14 protein-coding genes and 3 pseudogenes are annotated in these 18,487 nt (G+C 58.8%); 13 read left to right on the top strand and 4 right to left on the bottom strand.

The window, feature by feature from the left end:
- Positions 1 to 113: 113 nt before the first annotated feature.
- The 5 genes from BJG93_RS23215 (at position 114) to BJG93_RS23195 (ending at position 5,224) form a co-directional block, all read left to right on the top strand.
- Positions 114 to 1,286, top strand: coding sequence for a pyridoxal phosphate-dependent aminotransferase (locus tag BJG93_RS23215; RefSeq protein WP_027196563.1), 1,173 nt, complete (start codon positions 114 to 116; stop codon positions 1,284 to 1,286).
- 54 nt (positions 1,287 to 1,340) lie between these two features.
- On the top strand, positions 1,341 to 2,336 hold the full coding sequence (locus BJG93_RS23210; protein WP_027196562.1) for an aldo/keto reductase: 996 nt from the start codon (positions 1,341 to 1,343) through the stop codon (positions 2,334 to 2,336).
- A 132-nt stretch (positions 2,337 to 2,468) separates the two neighbouring features.
- Complete coding sequence (locus BJG93_RS23205; protein WP_027196561.1) at positions 2,469 to 3,494, top strand: IS630 family transposase; 1,026 nt, start codon at positions 2,469 to 2,471, stop codon at positions 3,492 to 3,494.
- 311 nt (positions 3,495 to 3,805) lie between these two features.
- Positions 3,806 to 3,985, top strand: a complete 180-nt coding sequence (locus tag BJG93_RS23200; protein ID WP_027196560.1) for a DUF5372 family protein — start codon at positions 3,806 to 3,808, stop codon at positions 3,983 to 3,985.
- 117 nt (positions 3,986 to 4,102) lie between these two features.
- Entirely contained in the window at positions 4,103 to 5,224 is a 1,122-nt protein-coding gene (locus tag BJG93_RS23195) for an IS30 family transposase (protein WP_154671777.1), read from the top strand.
- Between the two features lie 12 nt (positions 5,225 to 5,236).
- Here BJG93_RS23195 and BJG93_RS23190 read toward each other — a convergent pair.
- Positions 5,237 to 5,494, bottom strand: a pseudogene (locus tag BJG93_RS23190) (transposase); the annotation flags it as partial.
- 54 nt (positions 5,495 to 5,548) lie between these two features.
- Positions 5,549 to 6,121, bottom strand: a pseudogene (locus tag BJG93_RS23185) (IS5 family transposase); the annotation flags it as partial.
- A 120-nt stretch (positions 6,122 to 6,241) separates the two neighbouring features.
- On the opposite strand from BJG93_RS23185, the gene BJG93_RS23180 reads away from it, so the two are divergent.
- The 6 genes and pseudogenes from BJG93_RS23180 to BJG93_RS23155 all read left to right on the top strand — a co-directional run bounded on the left by BJG93_RS23180 (position 6,242) and on the right by BJG93_RS23155 (position 13,556).
- Complete coding sequence (locus BJG93_RS23180) at positions 6,242 to 6,679, top strand: ISAs1 family transposase (RefSeq protein ID WP_051374325.1); 438 nt, start codon at positions 6,242 to 6,244, stop codon at positions 6,677 to 6,679.
- A 29-nt stretch (positions 6,680 to 6,708) separates the two neighbouring features.
- Positions 6,709 to 6,911, top strand: a pseudogene (locus BJG93_RS23175) (transposase); the annotation flags it as partial.
- Between the two features lie 730 nt (positions 6,912 to 7,641).
- Complete coding sequence (locus tag BJG93_RS23170) at positions 7,642 to 9,306, top strand: MFS transporter (protein ID WP_231337485.1); 1,665 nt, start codon at positions 7,642 to 7,644, stop codon at positions 9,304 to 9,306.
- Between the two features lie 60 nt (positions 9,307 to 9,366).
- On the top strand, positions 9,367 to 10,788 hold the full coding sequence (locus tag BJG93_RS23165) for an amidohydrolase (RefSeq protein WP_027196556.1): 1,422 nt from the start codon (positions 9,367 to 9,369) through the stop codon (positions 10,786 to 10,788).
- 529 nt (positions 10,789 to 11,317) lie between these two features.
- Entirely contained in the window at positions 11,318 to 12,469 is a 1,152-nt protein-coding gene (locus tag BJG93_RS23160) for a porin (protein ID WP_027196555.1), read from the top strand.
- Positions 12,470 to 12,758: 289 nt separating this feature from the next.
- On the top strand, positions 12,759 to 13,556 hold the full coding sequence (locus tag BJG93_RS23155; RefSeq protein ID WP_179950646.1) for a DUF2968 domain-containing protein: 798 nt from the start codon (positions 12,759 to 12,761) through the stop codon (positions 13,554 to 13,556).
- A gap of 7 nt (positions 13,557 to 13,563) precedes the next feature.
- On the opposite strand, the gene BJG93_RS23145 is transcribed toward BJG93_RS23155, so the two are convergent.
- Positions 13,564 to 14,320, bottom strand: a protein-coding gene (locus BJG93_RS23145) for an IS5 family transposase (protein WP_154671775.1) whose coding sequence is annotated in 2 segments (ribosomal slippage) — positions 13,564 to 13,990 and positions 13,989 to 14,320 — 759 coding nt in all. Because the reading frame shifts where the segments join, the coding sequence is not laid out codon by codon here.
- 673 nt (positions 14,321 to 14,993) lie between these two features.
- Between BJG93_RS23145 and ltrA the strand changes: the two genes are divergently transcribed.
- Positions 14,994 to 16,277, top strand: a complete 1,284-nt coding sequence (ltrA, locus tag BJG93_RS23140; protein WP_202904065.1) for a group II intron reverse transcriptase/maturase — start codon at positions 14,994 to 14,996, stop codon at positions 16,275 to 16,277.
- 140 nt (positions 16,278 to 16,417) lie between these two features.
- The gene (locus BJG93_RS23135; protein ID WP_231337484.1) at positions 16,418 to 17,002 is read left to right on the top strand and encodes a DUF2968 domain-containing protein; all 585 of its coding nucleotides are present in this window, start codon (positions 16,418 to 16,420) and stop codon (positions 17,000 to 17,002) included.
- Positions 17,003 to 17,180: 178 nt separating this feature from the next.
- Here BJG93_RS23135 and BJG93_RS23130 read toward each other — a convergent pair whose 3' ends face one another.
- A complete protein-coding gene (locus tag BJG93_RS23130) occupies positions 17,181 to 18,470 on the bottom strand; it encodes an NAD(P)/FAD-dependent oxidoreductase (protein WP_034478427.1) in 1,290 nt (429 codons plus the stop codon).
- Positions 18,471 to 18,487 lie beyond the last annotated feature (17 nt).

The raw sequence follows: 18,487 nt of genomic DNA, 5'->3' as shown, positions 1-18,487 counted from the left end.
GACTGACATTTCGGGACCGTATGCAAATTGTTAATTTTTCGCCAGGAGCACAGAAAGATGCATGTTCAACAAGCGAGCGGAGTTCGCCTAGCATTCCGAAGAGGGAGATAGACTTGAAATTTGCGAATCTCGTCGAGCGCTTGCAGGGCGAGCGAACGTCGGCGTGGGACATTCACAGGGCGGCTAGGCTGGCGGCCGTTCAAGGCGAAGATGTGATCGTGCTCAGCGTCGGCGATCCGGATTTCCCGACTCCCGCTCCCGTCGTTGAACGTGCCATCTCGGCCCTGCACGAAGACGATACACATTACACCGGCGGCGCCGGTCGGGATAACCTGCGTGAGGCGATCGCGGCTGAACATCAGGCCGACAGCGGCCGTGCCGTCACCAAGGCGAATGTAATCGTCTGTGCCGGCGCGCAGAACGGACTGTTCGCGTCGTCGCTCTGCGTCTGCGAGGCCGGCGACGAAGTGCTCGTGCCAGAGCCGATGTATCTGACGTACGAAGCTGCAATTCGCGCCTCCGGCGCCACCCTCGTGCCCGTAGCGGTGGACGCCGCGAATGGCTTCCATCTCGACTGCGAGGCGCTTAGAGCCGCAGTTACCGCGCGCACACGCGCAATCTTCTTTGCGACGCCCTGCAATCCCACTGGCGTGGTCATGCCGCGCGAACATCTTGAACAGATCGCCGCGTTGGCGCGCGAGCGCGACTTATGGGTCGTCTCTGACGAGGTATACGCGGACCTCACTTTTGAGCGCGACCACATTAGCATCGCGTCTTTGGAAGGCATGGCGAGCCGAACGTTGACGTTAGGCAGCTTTTCAAAGTCGCATGCAATGACCGGCTGGCGGCTAGGCTGGGTAATCGGGCCGGAGGCAGCGATCGATCATCTGGGTCGACTGGCACTTTGCATGTTGTATGGACTACCGGGTTTCATCCAGCAAGCTGGATTGGCGGCGCTCGAACACCGTCGTTCCGTGATCGCGCAGATGAGAGACGTGTATCGCCGGCGGCGTGATGCCGTGTTTCAGCGCCTGAATGCCGTTCAGAATCTTCAATGCCTGCTTCCAGAGGCGGGCATCTTCATGATGATCGACATTCGGGGAACGGGAATAGGCACACACGACTTCACGTGGCAACTGCTCCGAGAGAAAGGCGTCTCTCTGCTCGATGCTAGTCGATTCGGTCCGACTGCAAACGGTTTCGTGAGGCTGGCACTAGTGGTGGATGAGCCGAAGCTGAATGAGGCCTGCAATCGGATCGAGGATTTCGTTCGGCGACGTCGCTAACAATTCGCTCCGACCTACTGATAGTGGCGGTCATGCCCGCAAGGAGGCAAAACTATGAAGATCCGCAAACTCGGAAAGAGCAATCTGGAAGTCTCTGCCCTCGGCCTTGGCTGTATGAGCATGAGCGCAGTATACGGGCCGCCGAGCGACAAGCACGAAATGATCAAGCTCATTCGAGCAGCTCATGAGCGCGGCGTTACGCTGTTCGACACGGCCGAATCCTATGGGCCCTTTGTCAACGAAGAGCTTGTCGGGGAGGCGTTGCAACCGATTCGCGATCAGGTGGTTATCGCCACGAAATTCGGCTTCGACATCGACATGGCGACAGGTGAGCGCAGGGGCGGTACGAACAGTCGCCCAGAACATGTGAAGACGGTGGCGGAAGCCTGCCTGAAGCGTCTCCGCACCGACCGGATCGACCTGTTTTATCAACATCGCGCCGACCCTGAGGTTCCGATTGAGGATGTAGCCGGTGCGGTCAAAGACCTCATGGCTCATGGCAAGGTCAAACACTTCGGGCTATCTGAGGCGGGCGAGCAGACCATCCGTCGCGCCCATGCCGTGCAACCGATGACAGCCGTCCAGAGCGAGTATTCGCTGTTTTGGCGCGGGCCTGAAGCGGGGCTGTTGTCGACTCTGGAAGAACTCGGTATTGGCTTCGTGTCGTTCAGTCCTCTAGGCGCCGGCTTTCTGACTGGCAGGATCGACGAGTACACCTGGTTCCATCCGACGGACTTTCGCAATACCGTGCCGCGGTTCTCCCCGCAGGCGCGCAAGACGAACTTAGAGCTGGTCGACGTGCTCAAGGCTTTCGCCGCACGTAAGAACGCCACGCCGGCCCAGGTTGCGCTGGCGTGGCTGCTGTCGCGAAAGCCATGGATCGTGCCGATTCCCGGCACAACCAGGCTGCACCGCTTGGAGGAGAATCTAGGCGCCCTCGACCTCGCCCTTACTGAGGAGGAGGTGAGCCAGATCAGTGAGCAGGCATCGAAGATCCAGGTGAAGGGCAACCGATTGCCCGAAGCGATCTTAAAAGTAATAGGGTGCTGAGCGCTGTGCGTCTGTACGATCAGATGTGTTGAATTTGACCAGTTACTAACCAGTGCATAAGTAGGCGAACGTAAATCGACGCCATCATCTAAGCTTAAAGGGTCTTGAGAAAGGGTCTTGAGGAGAGACGTGATGCGCGAGGACGACGGTCGACAGCTTTCACACGCAACACTTGAAGAGATCCGCATTCGCGCGGTCAAGCGTGTCGAAGCTGGAGAGTCACCTGAGGACGTGATCCGGACATTGGGATTCTCGAGAGCGCGTATTTACGAGTGGTTGGCGGCCTGGCGCGAAGGAGGTATTGAAGCCTTACGGGCCGAGCCTGTTCCGGGCCGGCCGACGAAGCTGTCGTCCGAGGCTATCCGCTTTGTCTATCGGACGGTCACAACGAAGAATCCAATGCAGATGAAGTTCGAGTTGGCGTTGTGGACACGAGACATGGTGCGGGAGTTGATTCGCGAACATTTCAACGTCCGGCTCTCTGAAGTATCGGTCGGCCGGCTGCTCAGGAAGCTCGGACTTTCACCGCAGCGGCCGCTGGCGCGTGCTTACCAACGTGACCCTGAACTGGTCGAGTCATGGATGCGAGACGAATATCCGGCGATTGTCAGGCAGGCCAAACGCTGTGGGGCACAGATTTTCTTCGTCGACGAATCGACGGTGCGCTCGGACTATCACAGCGGCACGAACTGGGCACCGATCGGCCAGACACCCGTTGTCGAAACCACTGGCGCTCGCTTCAAAGTGAGCCTGATCTCGGCGATCAGTCCGCGCGGTCAATTCCGTTTCTTGTGTTTTGAAGGCAGCTTCAAGATTGCGGCGTACGTCGATTTCGTCAGGCGACTGGTACTCAATGCCGATGCTTCCGTCTTCCTGATTGCAGATGGTCATCCAGTTCATCGTTGCAAAGCGATCCGCCAGCTTGCCGCAGCATCAGATGGACGCATTTGTCTTTTCTTCCTGCCTGCTTACTCGCCGGATCTGAATCCGGATGAGCTCGTGTGGGGTTATCTCAAACATCACAAGATCGGCAAGCTTGCTATCAAAGGTCCCGGGCATCTTAAGCAGCGTGTTCGAGCAGTTCTGCGCTCGTTGCAGAGAATTCCGGCTTTGGTCCGATCCATGTTTCAGCATCCGTCAGTTCGTTACGCGGCATGATTCATGTCAGGTTACGTTGTTTCGGCTTTGTAAGCTTGAAGGGTTTGTTGTTCAAATCGAAACAGGAGTGGCGCGATCGCGGAGTTTGCCTCGGTCAAGCTAAAGAAACGGTGATTACGAGGTCGGGCGAGAATGTAGCGTTGGGCAAGAAGCACGCCCTGCTCGACCTTGGCTTTATCGTAAGTCAGCAACTGCTTTTCGTGACGACGATCAGGCGGTCGCAACGGCCGAAATCAGCCATCCATTCCATCCTCAGCGCGGTAGCCTCCTCCACGTCGCACACGACGACAGAACTGGGGCGAGGCCGCGTGATGTTCTACAACGGCGATGGCCGGCTGGTGTCCATCATGGCGTCATGGATTGACGCCGACGCACCGGACTCGTTCGCCCAGGCGGCAGCGGGGCGCTCCTGGTTGCGCACGGACGACCTGCGCCGACTGCGTTCGCAGGTCGATGAGTTGATGGCGGAGATTGCGGATCATGTCGAATAAAATACGCCGCGTCGCGCTCAACCGGTCGTTGCAACACCTTCTGGTCTAATGTCGGCCCAAGAGGAAAAGTAGGTGAATCAAAAATGAAGATGCGGGCTATCACCTGCACAAAAGACGTTGTTGTGGCAGAGATGGAAAGATGGTGAGTCGTTAAGCGACATCGGCCGCTCGCTCGGCAAGCATGCGGCGTCGATTCATGCGATCGTGCGACCGCATGGCGGCATCATGCCAATGATAAGGAAGCGATCGGCCCGAGTGCTGACGCTTGCCGAGAGAGAAGAAATCTCGCGTGGCATCCATGCAGACGTTTCAATCCGTCAGATCGCAGCGAGCCTGGGCCGGTCACCGTCGACGATCAGTCGTGAAATAGCCCGCCATGGCGGGCTGGACAAATATAGGGCAGCGCTGGCTGACGCAAGCGCTTGGCATAGGGCCAGGCGACCGAAACCCTGCCGTCTTGCCGTGAACGCTAAACTGCGTCGGCTAGTCGGCAGAAAGCTGCAACTGAAATGGGCGCCACAGCAGATCGCCGGCTGGTTGAAGCAGCAGTATCCCGATGATGCAACAATGCAGGTCTCACACGAAACGATTTACCGCAGTCTGTTCATCCAGGCCCGTGGAGTGCTGAAAGCGGAACTGATGAAGCATCTGCGCACGCGCCGGATGATGCGACGTTCGAAGAAAGCGTCAGCAAAGGGACAACCGCGCGGACAGATCATTGATGTGGTATCAATCCGCGAACGGCCTGCCGAAGCCGAAGACCGGGCTGTTCCGGGGCACTGGGAACGCGACTTTCTGAGCGGCTCGAACAAAACACACATTGCGACCCTGGTAGAGCGTCATTCGCGCTTCACCATCCTTGTGAAGGTAAAGGGCAAGGACACGGAAAGTGTCGTCTCCGCGCTGAGCAAACAGGTTCGCAAGCTGCCTGCGGAACTCAGCCCATCGGTCACATGGGACCGGGGCATGGAACTCGCACAGCACAAGCAATTCACAGTCGCGACCGACGTGCAGGTCTACTTCTGCGATCCCCAAAGCCCGTGGCAGCGTGGCACGAACGAGAATACCAACGGACTGCTCCGGCAGTACTTCCCCAAAGGCACCAGTTTGGCCGGCTACTCGCAAGGCGATCTGAACAAAATCGCCCTGCAGCTGAATCAACGACCCAGAAAGACGTTGGGTTTCATGACGCCTGCAGATAAACTAAACGCCAGCATGGGTGTTGCAATCACCGGTTGAACCCGTCGTAGACTTTTTTAGTATCTCGCGCTCCCTTTCGAGCTCCATCACACGCGCTTCCAGCTCACGGATGCGCCGCTGGTCAGCCATGATCTGCATCTCGTTGCGCGGCGGCTCAGCCTGCCGGGCGCGCCATTGCGCCACCTAGCGCCGCAGCGCCGTATCGCCCACACCCAGTGCCTCGCAGGCCTTCGAAAATGAATAGCCCTGCGTCACCACCAGATGCACCGCTTCAACCTTAAATTCGTCAGTCAGGTTCCGTCTGCTCATCTCTCACCTCAGTTGGAGAATTATCCCCTTTAGAGGTGTCCAGGACCATTGGACCACTACAGTGTGAACCAGGCCCGATTCCGCGTCCACACCGATATGGGCCTTCATCCCGAAGTACCAGTTGCCACGTCTTTGCGTCGACTGCATTTCCGGGTCTCGTGTGCCGGAGCCGTTCTTCGTCGAACGGGGCGCTGGAATCAGCGTGGCGTCGACTGCCGATCCGGTGTTGAGCGGCAAACCTTTCTCGGTCAGCATCTCATTGACCAATGCGAGCATCTGCTCCGCCAGGCCATGAGCTTCCAGCAGGTGACGAAACCGCAGGATCGTACTTTCGTCCGGCAAACGCGTCACCCCGCCATCCAGTCCCGCGAACTCGCGGTACAGCGGTACGTCGTATAGTGCCTCTTCCATCGCCGGGTCAGACAACCCGAACCACTGCTGCATGAAATGGATCTGCAGCATTGTCGCGACTGGAAACGGCGGCCGTCCGGTTTTACCCTTCGGATAGTGCCGCTCGATCAGTGCGATCAGTTTTAGTCACTGCACCACGCGTCGCATCTCGTCGAGAAATTCACGCTTGCGCGTGCGCTTCGTTGACAGATTCAGACCAAGACCCAGTTGCGTCATCGCAGCACCTCGCTCCCTAATCTGTTCCCAGGATAGTCCACACGCCCATCAAATCCAGGATGTCAGACAGGCCAGAAAGTGCACGGAGGAATCGAGACGCGCCGGTGCGTTGCGACCGACATGATTGACTGGCTGGATGAGGACGGCAAATGGGCCGGCCTGCGTTCGATGGCGATGGTTGAGGCCACCCGCGAGATCGACGGCCGCGTTTCGCTGGAGCGGCGGTACTACATCAACAGCCTGCCCGCTGACCGGAAACGGATCAACGAGGCGGTGCGCGCTCACTGGGCCATCGAAAACAGCATGCATTGGGTGCTCGACGTCGCGTTTGGCGAGGATCAATGCCGCGCTCGGGTGGACAATGCAGCGCAAAACTTCACGATCCTGCGCCGCATCGTGTCGAATCTACTGCGCGCTGACAAAGCTACCAAGGTCGGCATAAAGAACAAGCGGCTCAAGGCCGGATTCGATGAACACTATCGGGCTCGAGTGTGCTTGGAATGCAGCTCTTTTGATGCGATTGCCCTGGGAGAAATTGCGGGCGGCATTGACAGTTAGCAGTGTCGGTGATCCGTCCCAGTTCGGGGAACGGCCGGCAGTTTGCGGCCTGGCTGGGGCTGACGCTGACGCAGAAATCGAGCGGAGGCAAAAGCAGGTTACCCGGCATCACGAAGCGCGGCGACACTTACTCCGAACCCTGCTTGTACAGGGCGTCCGCGCGGTCATGCACTTCGTGAACCGTCGCGACGATCGGCACAGTCGCTGGATCAAGACTGTGATGCATCGCCGCCACGTGCTTCCGAGTTGCGTATCAGGCAACAGATATGGAGTATTGCTTGATTTCTTTCGCGATTGCGCAAGAAGCGGCAGGCGTGGCGAATCGGTCGGGCCGGCGCTTGCAGATCCTGATATATCCGGCGGCTGCAGTACGAAGCCAGAAGGCTAATGAGGAGCAAGCGCGCAAATTTCCATCATGGCTCGTGCAGCAGAAGCACATCAGAAGCCGAATGTACGGACGCAGTCGTGATCCTCAAAATGCAAACCGATCCTGCTCATAGGCGGGAATCCATGTAGGTTTATAGGTATCCAGTCTGTCCCATCGCTTCGCGCCATAGGTCTCAAAAACGGAGACGTCACGATACCTGTTGATCACATGCCAAGCCCCCCACTTGCCAAACGGCAACGCTCCTTATTGGGCGAATTTGGGTGACCGCCGGAGTGCAAGATTGCCGACCAAGATCGGCTAAGACAGGAGATCGATACGATTCGCAAGCAGCGACTATACGACCAACGACTCAGAGTTCGCTATCGGTGTCGTCGCGTAGCGGTGTCTATCACAGCCAGCAATGGGTGCGTCATCGCATGTTTTGGGCATCTCTGCACCGAAAGTGCGAAAGTGCTCGGAGACTCCCCCGCAGCGTGATCACCTCTATTTCGAGGTCATCGAGGCGGAATTCCGCGGCGACAGGCAATGACACCTCGGAGACGGCCCGCAGAACGCGCTCGAGACCGGAGACAAAATGGTGCCACTGGTCGTCGGTCGTCCTCAGCGCGGCATCGAGAAGCTGGCACCGTTGAAGTCCTTCTTTCACTGCCAGAATGCCAAGACGTTTGTATGCGACGTTTCTTTCGGATGTCTAAATAAGTTCGTTTCAACGAGATGCAGAACCTTGCCGAGGCGAGTCAGTATCGGGAAAACCCGCTATACGGCGTTCGAATACTGGACCTATTTTGACCGGATTGTGTCGTTCGCGTCGGCGACGCACCATTCTCTTCCATGCCGCCTATGCAGTGTCGGGCGGCGGACCAATGAAACGCAAACCGCGAACCAAAAGTTCGCCCCATGGAGAAAAACAATGACTGTGCTCGACGAACGGCCGACGCTGCGATCCCGACCCGGGCAATCCGAACGAAAAGTGCCGTGGAAAGTCGTGGCCGCAGCGGTCGCGGGCATCGCCTTGGAATTCTATGATTTTACGGTGTACTCGTTCTTCGCCGTCTTCGCGGCCAAGGCATTCTTTCCTTCGCACGATGCACTTACCGGAATTCTCGCCTCGGTCGCGGTCTTCGGCGTCGGCTTTGCGACTCGCCCCATCGGCGCGCTGTTTATCGGCCGGCTTGGCGACCGCTTCGGACGCAAGCCGGCCATGCTTCTCACCATCGGCCTGATTATTGTCGGCACCACCGGTCTGGCTCTGACTCCCGAATATGCCACCATCGGCGTCGCGGCGCCAATCATCGTGGTCGTCAGCAGACTGACCCAAGGACTCGGAATGGGCGGTGAAGTAGGCCCGGCTGCGGCATTCCTCATGGAGGCGGCACCCAACGGACGACGCGGTTTCTATTTGAGTTGGTCAACCGCCAGCCAAGGCATCTCGAGCTTCGCCGCAGGAACTGCCGGTGTCACCCTGACATCGCTACTGTCGCCCGACGACATGCAGAAGTGGGGATGGCGGGTGGCTTTCGCGCTCGGATTCCTGCTCATCCCGGTCGCTCTCTACCTGCGCAGGCAGATGCAGGAAACACTGGCTTGCGGTAGCCATGGCACGAGTGCCGCGGCCGCTCCGTTGCGCGAGTTGTGGCAGCATCGCCGCATTATCTTGCCTGGCATGGCCATGTACGCAGCGAGCACTACAGTTTTTTACGTTGCGCTTTACTTGACCACCTACTCCATTGCCGTGCTGAAAATGCCGTCGCAGATGGCCATGCTGTCGGCGATCGTTACGGGTATATCGCTGATCGTCATGGGCTTGCTCGGCGGATGGCTTTGCGACCGGTACAACAGCCGGATTATTCTAGCTTTCTCCTACACTGTCCTGCTCCTCGGTATCTACCCGGCGTACCACTTTCTTATTCAGGCGCCGGACGTCCCTACGCTACTTGTCGCTACCCTTTTGATGACCGCCATGCCGGCCATGGCGGGTCCCGCAACACTAACATTGATCGGCGAAGGGCTGCCAGCGCGCGTACGGGCGTTGGGCGTTGGCCTTACGTATGCCGTTCCCATCGCGCTTTTCGGCGGCACCGCGCAGGTGGTCGTCACCTGGCTGCTCAAGCAGACCGGCAATCCAGCTGCTCCTGCCTTCTATGCGGTCGCGGCCAGCGCGGTCATGCTGCTTGCCATCTGGGCCTTTCCGAAGCATCACGACCGGTACAGCCAGCCAAAAGCGGCCGCGTTGCAGTGAAAGGGGCCGGGCCTCGGACTTTTCAATTCATTTTTCAACTCATGGAAAGGAGGCAGCCTAATGGCAGCCGCAGAAGAGATTTGGAACCTCGTCGAAGCGAAGAAAGAAGATTTCTTTGCGCTAAGTGACAAAGTCTGGGCCACGCCCGAACTGTGCTACAGCGAATTCAAGTCGGTCAACGAGCATCTAGCCATGCTGGAACGGCAGGGGTTTCGTGTCGTCCGAAATGTTGCCGGCATTCCAACCGCCGTCATGGGAGAGGCCGGCGAAGGCGGCCCCATCATCGCCTTTCTAGGTGAATACGACGCTCTCCCAGGCCTGAGCCAGACTGCGGGGCTCGCCGAGTTCTCACCTATCGAAAAGGACGGGCACGGCCATGGTTGTGGGCACAACCTTCTCGGCGCAGCGGCTCTGCTGGCCGCGACCGCCGTCAAGGACTATCTCGCGGCCAACAGTTTGAGCGGTCGCGTGCGCTACTACGGCTGTCCAGCCGAGGAAGGTGGAGCGGGTAAGGCTTTTATGGCGCGCGAGGGTGCCTTCGACGGCGTCGACGCCGCCATCACGTGGCATCCCGCCTTTTTCAACATGGTATGGGACTCGGGCTCTCTCGCCACCCTCGGAGTCGACTTCAGCTTCACCGGCCGAACCGCCCACGCTGCAGCTACGCCGCATCTCGGCCGCAGTGCGCTAGACGCGGTCGAACTGATGAATGTTGGCGTAAACTATATGCGCGAGCACATGTCGAGCCATGCTCGCGTACATTACGCCATCATCGATGGCGGGGGCGTCGCACCGAACGTGGTACAGAGCCATGCCAAGGTACGCTATTCGATTCGCGCCCCGCAACAGACGGAATTGGTCGAACTGGGTGAACGGGTCCGCAAGATCGCTCAAGGCGCGGCATTGATGACCGAAACCGAGGTGAGCGAAGACGTACATGCAGCGGTCGCAAGCCTGCTTCGCAACGGCCCTCTGGAAGAGGCGCTCCACGCTAATTTGACCAGGTTGGGGCCTACTGGCTTCGACGACCGTGACCGCGCAATCGCCGCTCCCTTTCAAACGCCCTGTTCGCCGAAGGAGATTGCTGCTTCCTATGAGTTGTGGCAGCTCGCTCCGCGCGAGCACACCGTGCTGTGCGACGAAGTTTGGCCGTTGCGCCAAGTCACCGCCCCGGTCATGGGATCGACGGACGTCGGTGATGTCAGTCGTACGGTGCCGACAGTGCAGCTTCTGGCAGCCACCCATGTCATAGGACCGCCGTCCCACACATGGCAATGGACCGCCCAGAGCAATTCCGACCCGGCCCGCAAGGGAATGGCCTACGCTGCAAAGATCATGGCAGCAACCGGAGCCGACGTCCTGACGGATGACAGGTTGCGTACGGCCGTCAAGGAGGAGTTCCGGCGACAAAGTGCGCTTGACCCATTCACCTGTCTGATGCACGCAGATCTCAGGCCCAGCTTGTCGCGACAAGCCGGGTGAGAAAGGAACCCGCCGCCGTCCGGGGTAGCCCCTGGCAAGTCACAGCGGTGCCGGGACCGGCGTGCAGTCTGCTGGACTCAAGGACGGCGTGTCGCGTCTGACGTTCATCCCTTGCATGTGGACCATCTGCCATATATCGGGTCGGGTTCCGGAGTCGGGACGAATGTCGCTGATACGACGCCAGCGACTTCCGGCTGTGTCGAGGTCCGCTATTGTCGGCAGTAACACTCGTCGTTGTATTGATCAACAACTGTAGGTGTTTGGTAGCAATGCTCGAGCTTGACGCAATCCAGCCGTAACGTAATTCCGGCGGTGTCACCTTGATCCGATAGCTGGATGCGCCGTAGATCGTGTCCGTTCGGATTCAGATGGAAATGTGTACGTGAGGGAGGGCGTCGGAGTCGTCCAAGACGTCCTCCAGTCGACGACATCCGAGCGGCATAGCGGACGGTTATTACTTCAGTACAACGTATAAAAATAGGCGGCGTGACAGTTTGCTGCTCATTACTCAATGATCCATGGAGATCAAATGCACAAGAAAAAATCTGTTGCTGTCGCGTTGGTGTCAACCGCAATCGCCGGTGTGGCGCACGCGCAATCGAGCGTTACTTTGTACGGCCTGATTGACGCGGGTTTTGGCTACGTCAACACCAATCAGGGCAGCCGCTATGCAATGATGAACGGTAATCTCAATGGTGACCGATGGGGTTTGAAAGGCGCGGAAGACCTGGGTGGTGGGTTGGCGGCAATCTTTCAGATTGAAAATGGCTTTAATGTTGGTACAGGAGCACTTGGTCAAGGTGGGCGTGAATTTGGCCGGCAGTCGTGGGTCGGTCTCACGAGTGCCAGTGTCGGCACTCTTAAGCTGGGGCGGCAGTATGACCCGACGGTTGACACGGTTCAAGGGTTGACACTCGAAAGCGTCTTGGGATCTCCAGCCACAACACCCGGAGACGTCGACAACAACGACAACAGTGCGCGCATCTCGAACGCGATCAAATACGTTAGCCCCTTGTTTGGAGGTGTCCAGTTCGAAGGACTGTACGCGCTGAACGGTGTGGCTGGGAAACCCGGCTCAGGAAATACCTACTCTGCGGCAGCAAGCTACACCGGCGGGCCCTTGAGCATCGCGGCAGGTTACCTTCACGGAAGTAATACTGCGGCTACCCCGGGAGCGTTGCGGACCACGTGGAGCGGTACGATGGATTCCATTTTTGACGGGCCGGTCAGCAACGGCTATCAGACAGCTGCGTCGATCGGAATTGCGCATGTTGCGGCCCGCTACAAGCTGTCTGCGGTAACCGTCGGAGCTGGGTATAGCTATGCGGCGTTTAATGCGGACGCGCAGTCGACCTTCAAATCGCAAGAGCACTTCAATTCGGGAAAGGTGTACGCCCTTTATCAGCTTACTCCGAGTCTCCTTGGCGGCATAGGCTACATCTACACTCGCTCTGGAGGTGATACGTCTGCCACGTATAACCAAGTGACGGCGGGCGCGTCCTACGCCCTGTCGAAGCGCACGGACTTCTATGCGGTTGGCGCTTATCAGCATGCGACCGGAACGCAGCGAACCACAGGGGGAGCGCTCGCTGACGCAGTGGCATCGGTCGGTTCATATGGGCTGGCTGGAAACGGCAACTCCCAGACACTCGTGGTTGTCGGCATGCGTCACCGATTCTGAAACATAAGGACATAGATCGATGTTCCAAGGGTGGACGGCGGTCCCGTCTACCCGCGATACCTTTGAAGCATAATGAATCTCTCGTTTCTTTATTGGCGTGAAGGACGAGCCGGACCCTTGAGATGATCGATAACACGCCATCCTCCGTCGGCGCGTCCGGTTCGCCGTCTCCGTCGCCCTCTCGTTCCAGCAGTGCGTCACCACCGGGCTCCGCTCCGGACGGCGCGGCTAGCGCAACGCCGGCTCGGCCGCAGGTCGCGCACGATGCCGCGGACGTCGGCGTGCCGCCGTGGCCGGCGTCCCCGCGCCGGTTGCACTCGACTCGGAGGATTCGTCGGCTGCTGCGAAGGGTGCTTCGCTGGCGGGTGCAACTGCCAACTCGGTTGCTGCGACGCCCGGTGTTTCGGCTGCTGCATGCCTACTGCCGGATCATCCGCCGCCGCCTTGTCCGCCGGCTCGCCGGCTCGCCGGCTCGCCGGTCGACGCCGCGGCCAAGTCGAGCACGCCGTCGGGCTTCGGTGCGCAGCCGGATTTCAAATCATCGCGGCGGCCTCCTTTGGCCGGCGGCGCATCACCGGCGCCCACAGCGTACCTGCGTCATAGCGACACGCCGTTGTCGGGACTCGGCCCCATCATCGCGGCGCGTGCTCGGCGCGTGTTCGACCGCGCGGGCCGGCGAATTACGCAGCGCACGCTGCGCATCGGCGTGTCCCGCGCGGAACTTCCGTCCGGAGCCCGGCGCGCCGGGGCAGCGCGCCAGGACGCTGCAATATCTGCAGGAATCGACACCCATTGGGTGATGTGGCGCGACGTGCTTGTGTTCATGATTCCGACCGTCGGGCATGAGGGTATGCTGCCTCTGAGCAACATCCGGCTGCTCGACTACGCAAAGCATCTCGATGGGCTGCTGCAGCAAGGCGGCGCGGACGTGTCACCGCAGACGTTCGTGGCATCGGACGCGTGCCCGGAATATCCGGGCGATCGCGTGTGTGACATGTTCGAGTTTCGAACCACATACAACGGCAGCTTGGGTGCAAGCATGACATTCGAGTCGCGCGAGATGACGTACCACGTCACGCTGTTCTAGGTTCTGTTCACATTCTCACCAGCGGTCCAAAGGCACAGGCAAGCGAAGCGAAGGCGAGATAGTTCCCTGCGAGCTTGTCATAGCGAGTGGCGACACGACGAAAATGTTTGATACGACTGAAAAAGCGTTCGACGATGTTCCGGGTCCGATACAGGACGCGGCTATAGCGACGCTTGGTCTTCCGGTTCGAACGCTGCGGGATTACGGCCTTCGCACGCGTAGTGCGGATACTCTTCACAAAGGCGTTCGAGTCGTAGCCCTTGTCAGCGATGACCGCCCCGGTGCGCAAATGCTCAACCAGTTCATTCGCGCACAAAATATCGGAAACTTGTCCCTCGGTGGCAATCAACAGCAGGGGGCGTCCGGCGCCATCGACGGCCAGGTGCAACTTGGTGGTCAGTCGACCTCGCGAGCGACCGAGTGCTTGCGGACCGCTTTTTTCGAGCTCCGGACGAATGCTGGTGTGCGCGCACGATGGTCGAATCGATCAACACATGCTTGATCTCGGTTTCGTCGGCCACGGCGTGAATCACGCGTTCCCACACACCCTTGCGACGCCACCTGGAGAAACGCATGTACACCGTATGCCATCGGCCGAACGCCTTCGGCAAATCGCGCCACGGGCAGCCGGTCCGGCCGATCCAGAGGACAGCTTCGACAAACCAACGATTGTCGGTCGCCGTTCGCCCTGGATCGCCTTCCTTGCCCGGCAAGACGGATTCGATTCGTGCCCATACTTCATCGCTCAATAACGTTCGAATCATCTTGGCCTGCTCGCGCAAAAGACAAGATGTATAGCGCCAGGATAAGTCTGGGAATGAGGGAAGTACCGCAGTATGGACAGAAACCATTCGCTGGATTCCAGAGGGTTCGACTCCCGCAAAGCCTAACCAGCAGCCGCGAAGCGAGCTTTGCATGCGAGTGCGGTAACGCACTACTTGAAGCGTAAGCAGCAGGTACTGAAGCCGTGTGATTGAGCCTCGATATGTCCAGCGCGAGGTGTCTTCATTCTTACATCGATGGGGACAGCACTGTCTGGTCGCCATGGTGAGACCAGACAGACCAGCCGGGGTCTGAGAGCAGGGCAAAGGTACGGGATGGAATCTCCAGAAACCTGGGAGATCCTGTAGTCGACCAATCCGGGAAGCCGATGGCACGAGGCTATAAACGGGCCGGGCCCTTGCAGGGGCTTGCACGGCAAGAGAGCGAACATGCAAGCGAGGATTGGGGCGGAGGAGCGAATAAATAAGTGACTCCGTATTCGCTACAGGAAGTCTTAGTGCCTTCGTAGTACCGTTGACGCCGGGGAACGCTGTTCGGGCGGACCCGGTCGAGGAAAGGGGGGCACCGTCGTCGTTGTTTACAGAACCGTTCACGGGAAACACGGGAGGTACATTGAAACCCGAAAGCGTGTCAACGAAACAGGAACGGATAGCCATGCTGGCAAGGAACAATCCGGCCATGGCACTCACGTCGGTAAATCAGTACCTCGACTACGAGTGGGTGAAATACGCCTACGACTGGACGCGCAAGGATGGTGCGGTTGGCGTGGATGGCCAGATTGGGGAAGAATATACTGCCAACCCGGAGCAAAATCTTCTCAGCCTGATCAACCGGCTCAAGTCGGGCAGTTACCGGGCACCACCAGTTCGTCGGCATTTCATAGAAAAAGCCGATGGAAGCCTGCGTGGACTTGGTATTCCTTTTTTTGAAGACAAGGTGGCCCAACGTGCCGTTGTGATGCTGATGGAGCCGATCTACGAGCAGGACTTCATGGACTGCTCGTTCGGGTTCCGATCGGGTCGTAGCGCGCATGGAGCACTGGTAGCGATAAGGGAGGCAATTGTGATGCGGGGTGGGCGATGGGTGCTCGACGTGGACGTACGAAAGTATTTCGACAGCATCGACCGGGTCAAACTGAGAGAATTTCTGGCCAGAAGAATCACGGATGGGGTGGTAAGGAAACTGATTGATAAGTGGCTAAAGGCGGGCGTGCTGGATCAGGAGCAACTGTCGTATCCCGAAGCCGGTACACCCCAGGGTGGTGTGATTTCACCAATGCTCAGTAACGTTTACCTGCACTACGTGCTGGACGAATGGTTTGTGGAGGTGGTGCGGCCAAGGCTGCGTGGTCCGGGCAATCTGGTGCGCTTTGCCGATGACTTTGTGATGCTGTTTGCACACAGGGACGATGCAGAGCGTGTTCTGGAGGTGCTTGGCAGGCGAATGGGGAAGTACGGATTGGAACTTCATCCGGACAAGACGCGAATGGTCGATTTCCGGTTCAAGCCAAAGTCAGTGGGCGATGATCGGGAAAAGGCATTAGCGACGACGTTCAAGTTCCTTGGGTTCGTTCATACATGGGTGAAGTCGCGGTTTGACAAACCTGTGGTGCGGCAACTGACCGCGAAAGACCGTGTCGCCCGCGCACACAAGGCATTCAATGAGCAGATACGAGCAATGCGGCATTGGCGGATACGCGAGCAGCACCAGCGGCTCTGCCGAATGCTAAATGGGCATTTCGCCTACTTTGGCATCAGTGGTAACTTTCAGCGACTCTCGACCCTGAAATTCAAGGTGGAGTTTCTCTGGCGCAAGTGGTTATCACGACGGTCGCGTGGCAACTACATCACCTGGAAAGCGTTCAGGGAAATCCTGAACAGGTTTCCACTGCCGAAGGCCCGAATCATTCACCCATATCGCCAGAAAGCAAGTCCGTGAGCGAACCTGGACGATGAAGAACCTAGTGCCTTAATTGGGCTCGCTGGGGTCTGTGAGGGATGCTGGCGGTAACGCCCGTGTCTACTCGGAAACACATTTCATCGAATGTAAACAGCCCCTAGGACAAGCACCTGTGGCGGGTGCTTGAGTCGCAGGACAAGTCGCGCGCGGAGATAATCTATACGGATTTCGTGCAGCAGACAGTGAAGCTTTCGGACGTCGAAATCCGTCGCACCGACCTCCATGTACGCAAAGCGTTTAACGAGCGCGTGATCGCGCTGTCGCAGGAGCATGCGCAGCGGCTGCATGCGGCCCTGAACATCGCCCCACGCGGCAGGAGGGAAGCGCGCAGCGGCACAAGGCTGCGCAGGACCAGACGCGAGCGCTGCAGATCGAGCCGCGTGCCGCGCTGGCGCAATTTCGCGCACACTGCAGCAGGTGCGACAGCTTCAGCGGTAAGCGGAGGCCGGACTGCCTGCGCGACAATGACGGTCTCGCGCCGCGCGCTGGCGCTTCGGCGGGCGTCACACGGGCGGCGCAGATGTCGTGAATATCGCGAAAGAGGAGAGTCCGACCGATCGGAAAGATCGGTCGGACTGGTTTTTAGTCCGCCGCGCGTTCCGCGGTGCCGCCGCAGTAGCGAATCGTGTGCTCGCCTGATCGTGGGTCATTCTGGTTTCTTGAGTGGGCACCAGCCCGCCATTCGCGTGATTGAAGAGGGTTAAGTCCAGCGTTCGTTCTGGTTCATTGGTGATCCGGCCAGTTGACGCTTGCTGAAGCCTAAGCACCTCCGCCGCGGCGCTGAGCGTGCGGAGCCATTGGGGCCGAAGGCTTCGCGTTGGCGGACGTTTTTAGCGGTTGGAGCTATTTGGTCTCGCTGTCGAGGGAGGACCGCCTCCATCCTTACGGGCAAAAGCGGCTCAGGGTAAAGTCTTCGGTGCCGACCTGCGGGCGATCGCCTGTCACCAGGTCGGCGAGCACGGCGCCTGCGGCCGGTCCAATGCCGAAGCCATGGCCTGAGAAGCCCGAACCGAGATAAAAACCCGGTATCCGCTCGACCTTCGAGATAACCGGCAGCGCATCGGGCGTGACGTCGATCATGCCGGCCCAATTGCGTACGATCGACGCATTGGCGAACGACGGAAAGGTCTGCTTCAGGCAATCCATTGCGTCGTTGAGCATTCCGTTGTTCGCCTCAGGATCCAGCACGCGGTACGTTTCGAATGGTGTCGGGCTGTCAAGGCTGAAGCGGCGTGGAATTTTAAGCTCATCGAAAAAGGGGCGTCCAAAACGCAGTCGCAGATACTTGCGCTCGTTGAGCCACGCGCGCAAGAATTTCGTGCTCAGGCGGATACTGTCGGGCGTGAGATCGGCGACCGAGGCGCCGAGTTTCGACACGGTGTACCCGCCGTCGGCGCGTTTGCGGCATGTGAAGTCGCCTCCGTTGATCGCGACGTCCAGTTTCGCGTCGATAGGAGCGGTTTGCAGCACGGACCCATGGACCTTGAGCTGCGGAAACTCAATTGCATGGTTGCCGCAGAAAAGCCGCGACCACGCACCGCCTGCCAGTACCACGTCGGCGCATTTCACGATGCCGTGCTCGGTCACGACACCCGACACGCGACCCGCGGACACGTCGATGCCGCGCACCGCGCAGTGCTCGAAGATGGATGCGCCGTTCGCGCGTGCAAGTTCTGCGATACCGCGTGTGGCCATTGCGGGCTCGGCGACGCCGTCGCTTGGGCTATACAATGCCCCGGCCCACGTGCGGCTCGACTGTGGGAGCATCTTCGCGAGTTCGGCCTTGGCGAGAAGGCCGACGCGGACGCCGCTAGCACCGGCCGCGTCGATCCATTTTTGATGCCCGGCCATCTCCGACTCGTCTTTCGCCAGATACGCGAGTCCCGTCGTCCGGTAGCCCACGTCGATTTGCGATTGGATTGACTGCCACAATTCGTTAGCGAGGATCGACAGTTGAAGTTCCTTAGTGTCACGTCCGATGGAGCGCACCCAGCCCCAGTTACGCGAAGACTGTTCGCAACCGATCGTGCCTTTTTCGAAAACCGCAACGTCGACACCTTTTCGCGCCAGACCGAGCGCGCAACTAATTCCAATGATTCCGCCGCCAATAATTGCGACGGAGACCTGCTTGGGCAATTCAGGTTGCAATGTGATTTCTTGAGTTGGCAGCATATTTGTTCCGGCATATG

This window comes from Paraburkholderia sprentiae WSM5005 (assembly GCF_001865575.2).
In the GTDB taxonomy this organism is placed as follows: domain Bacteria; phylum Pseudomonadota; class Gammaproteobacteria; order Burkholderiales; family Burkholderiaceae; genus Paraburkholderia; species Paraburkholderia sprentiae.
The sequence above is the reverse complement of the archived record's forward strand: the minus strand, read 5'-3'. Positions and strand labels throughout refer to the sequence as shown.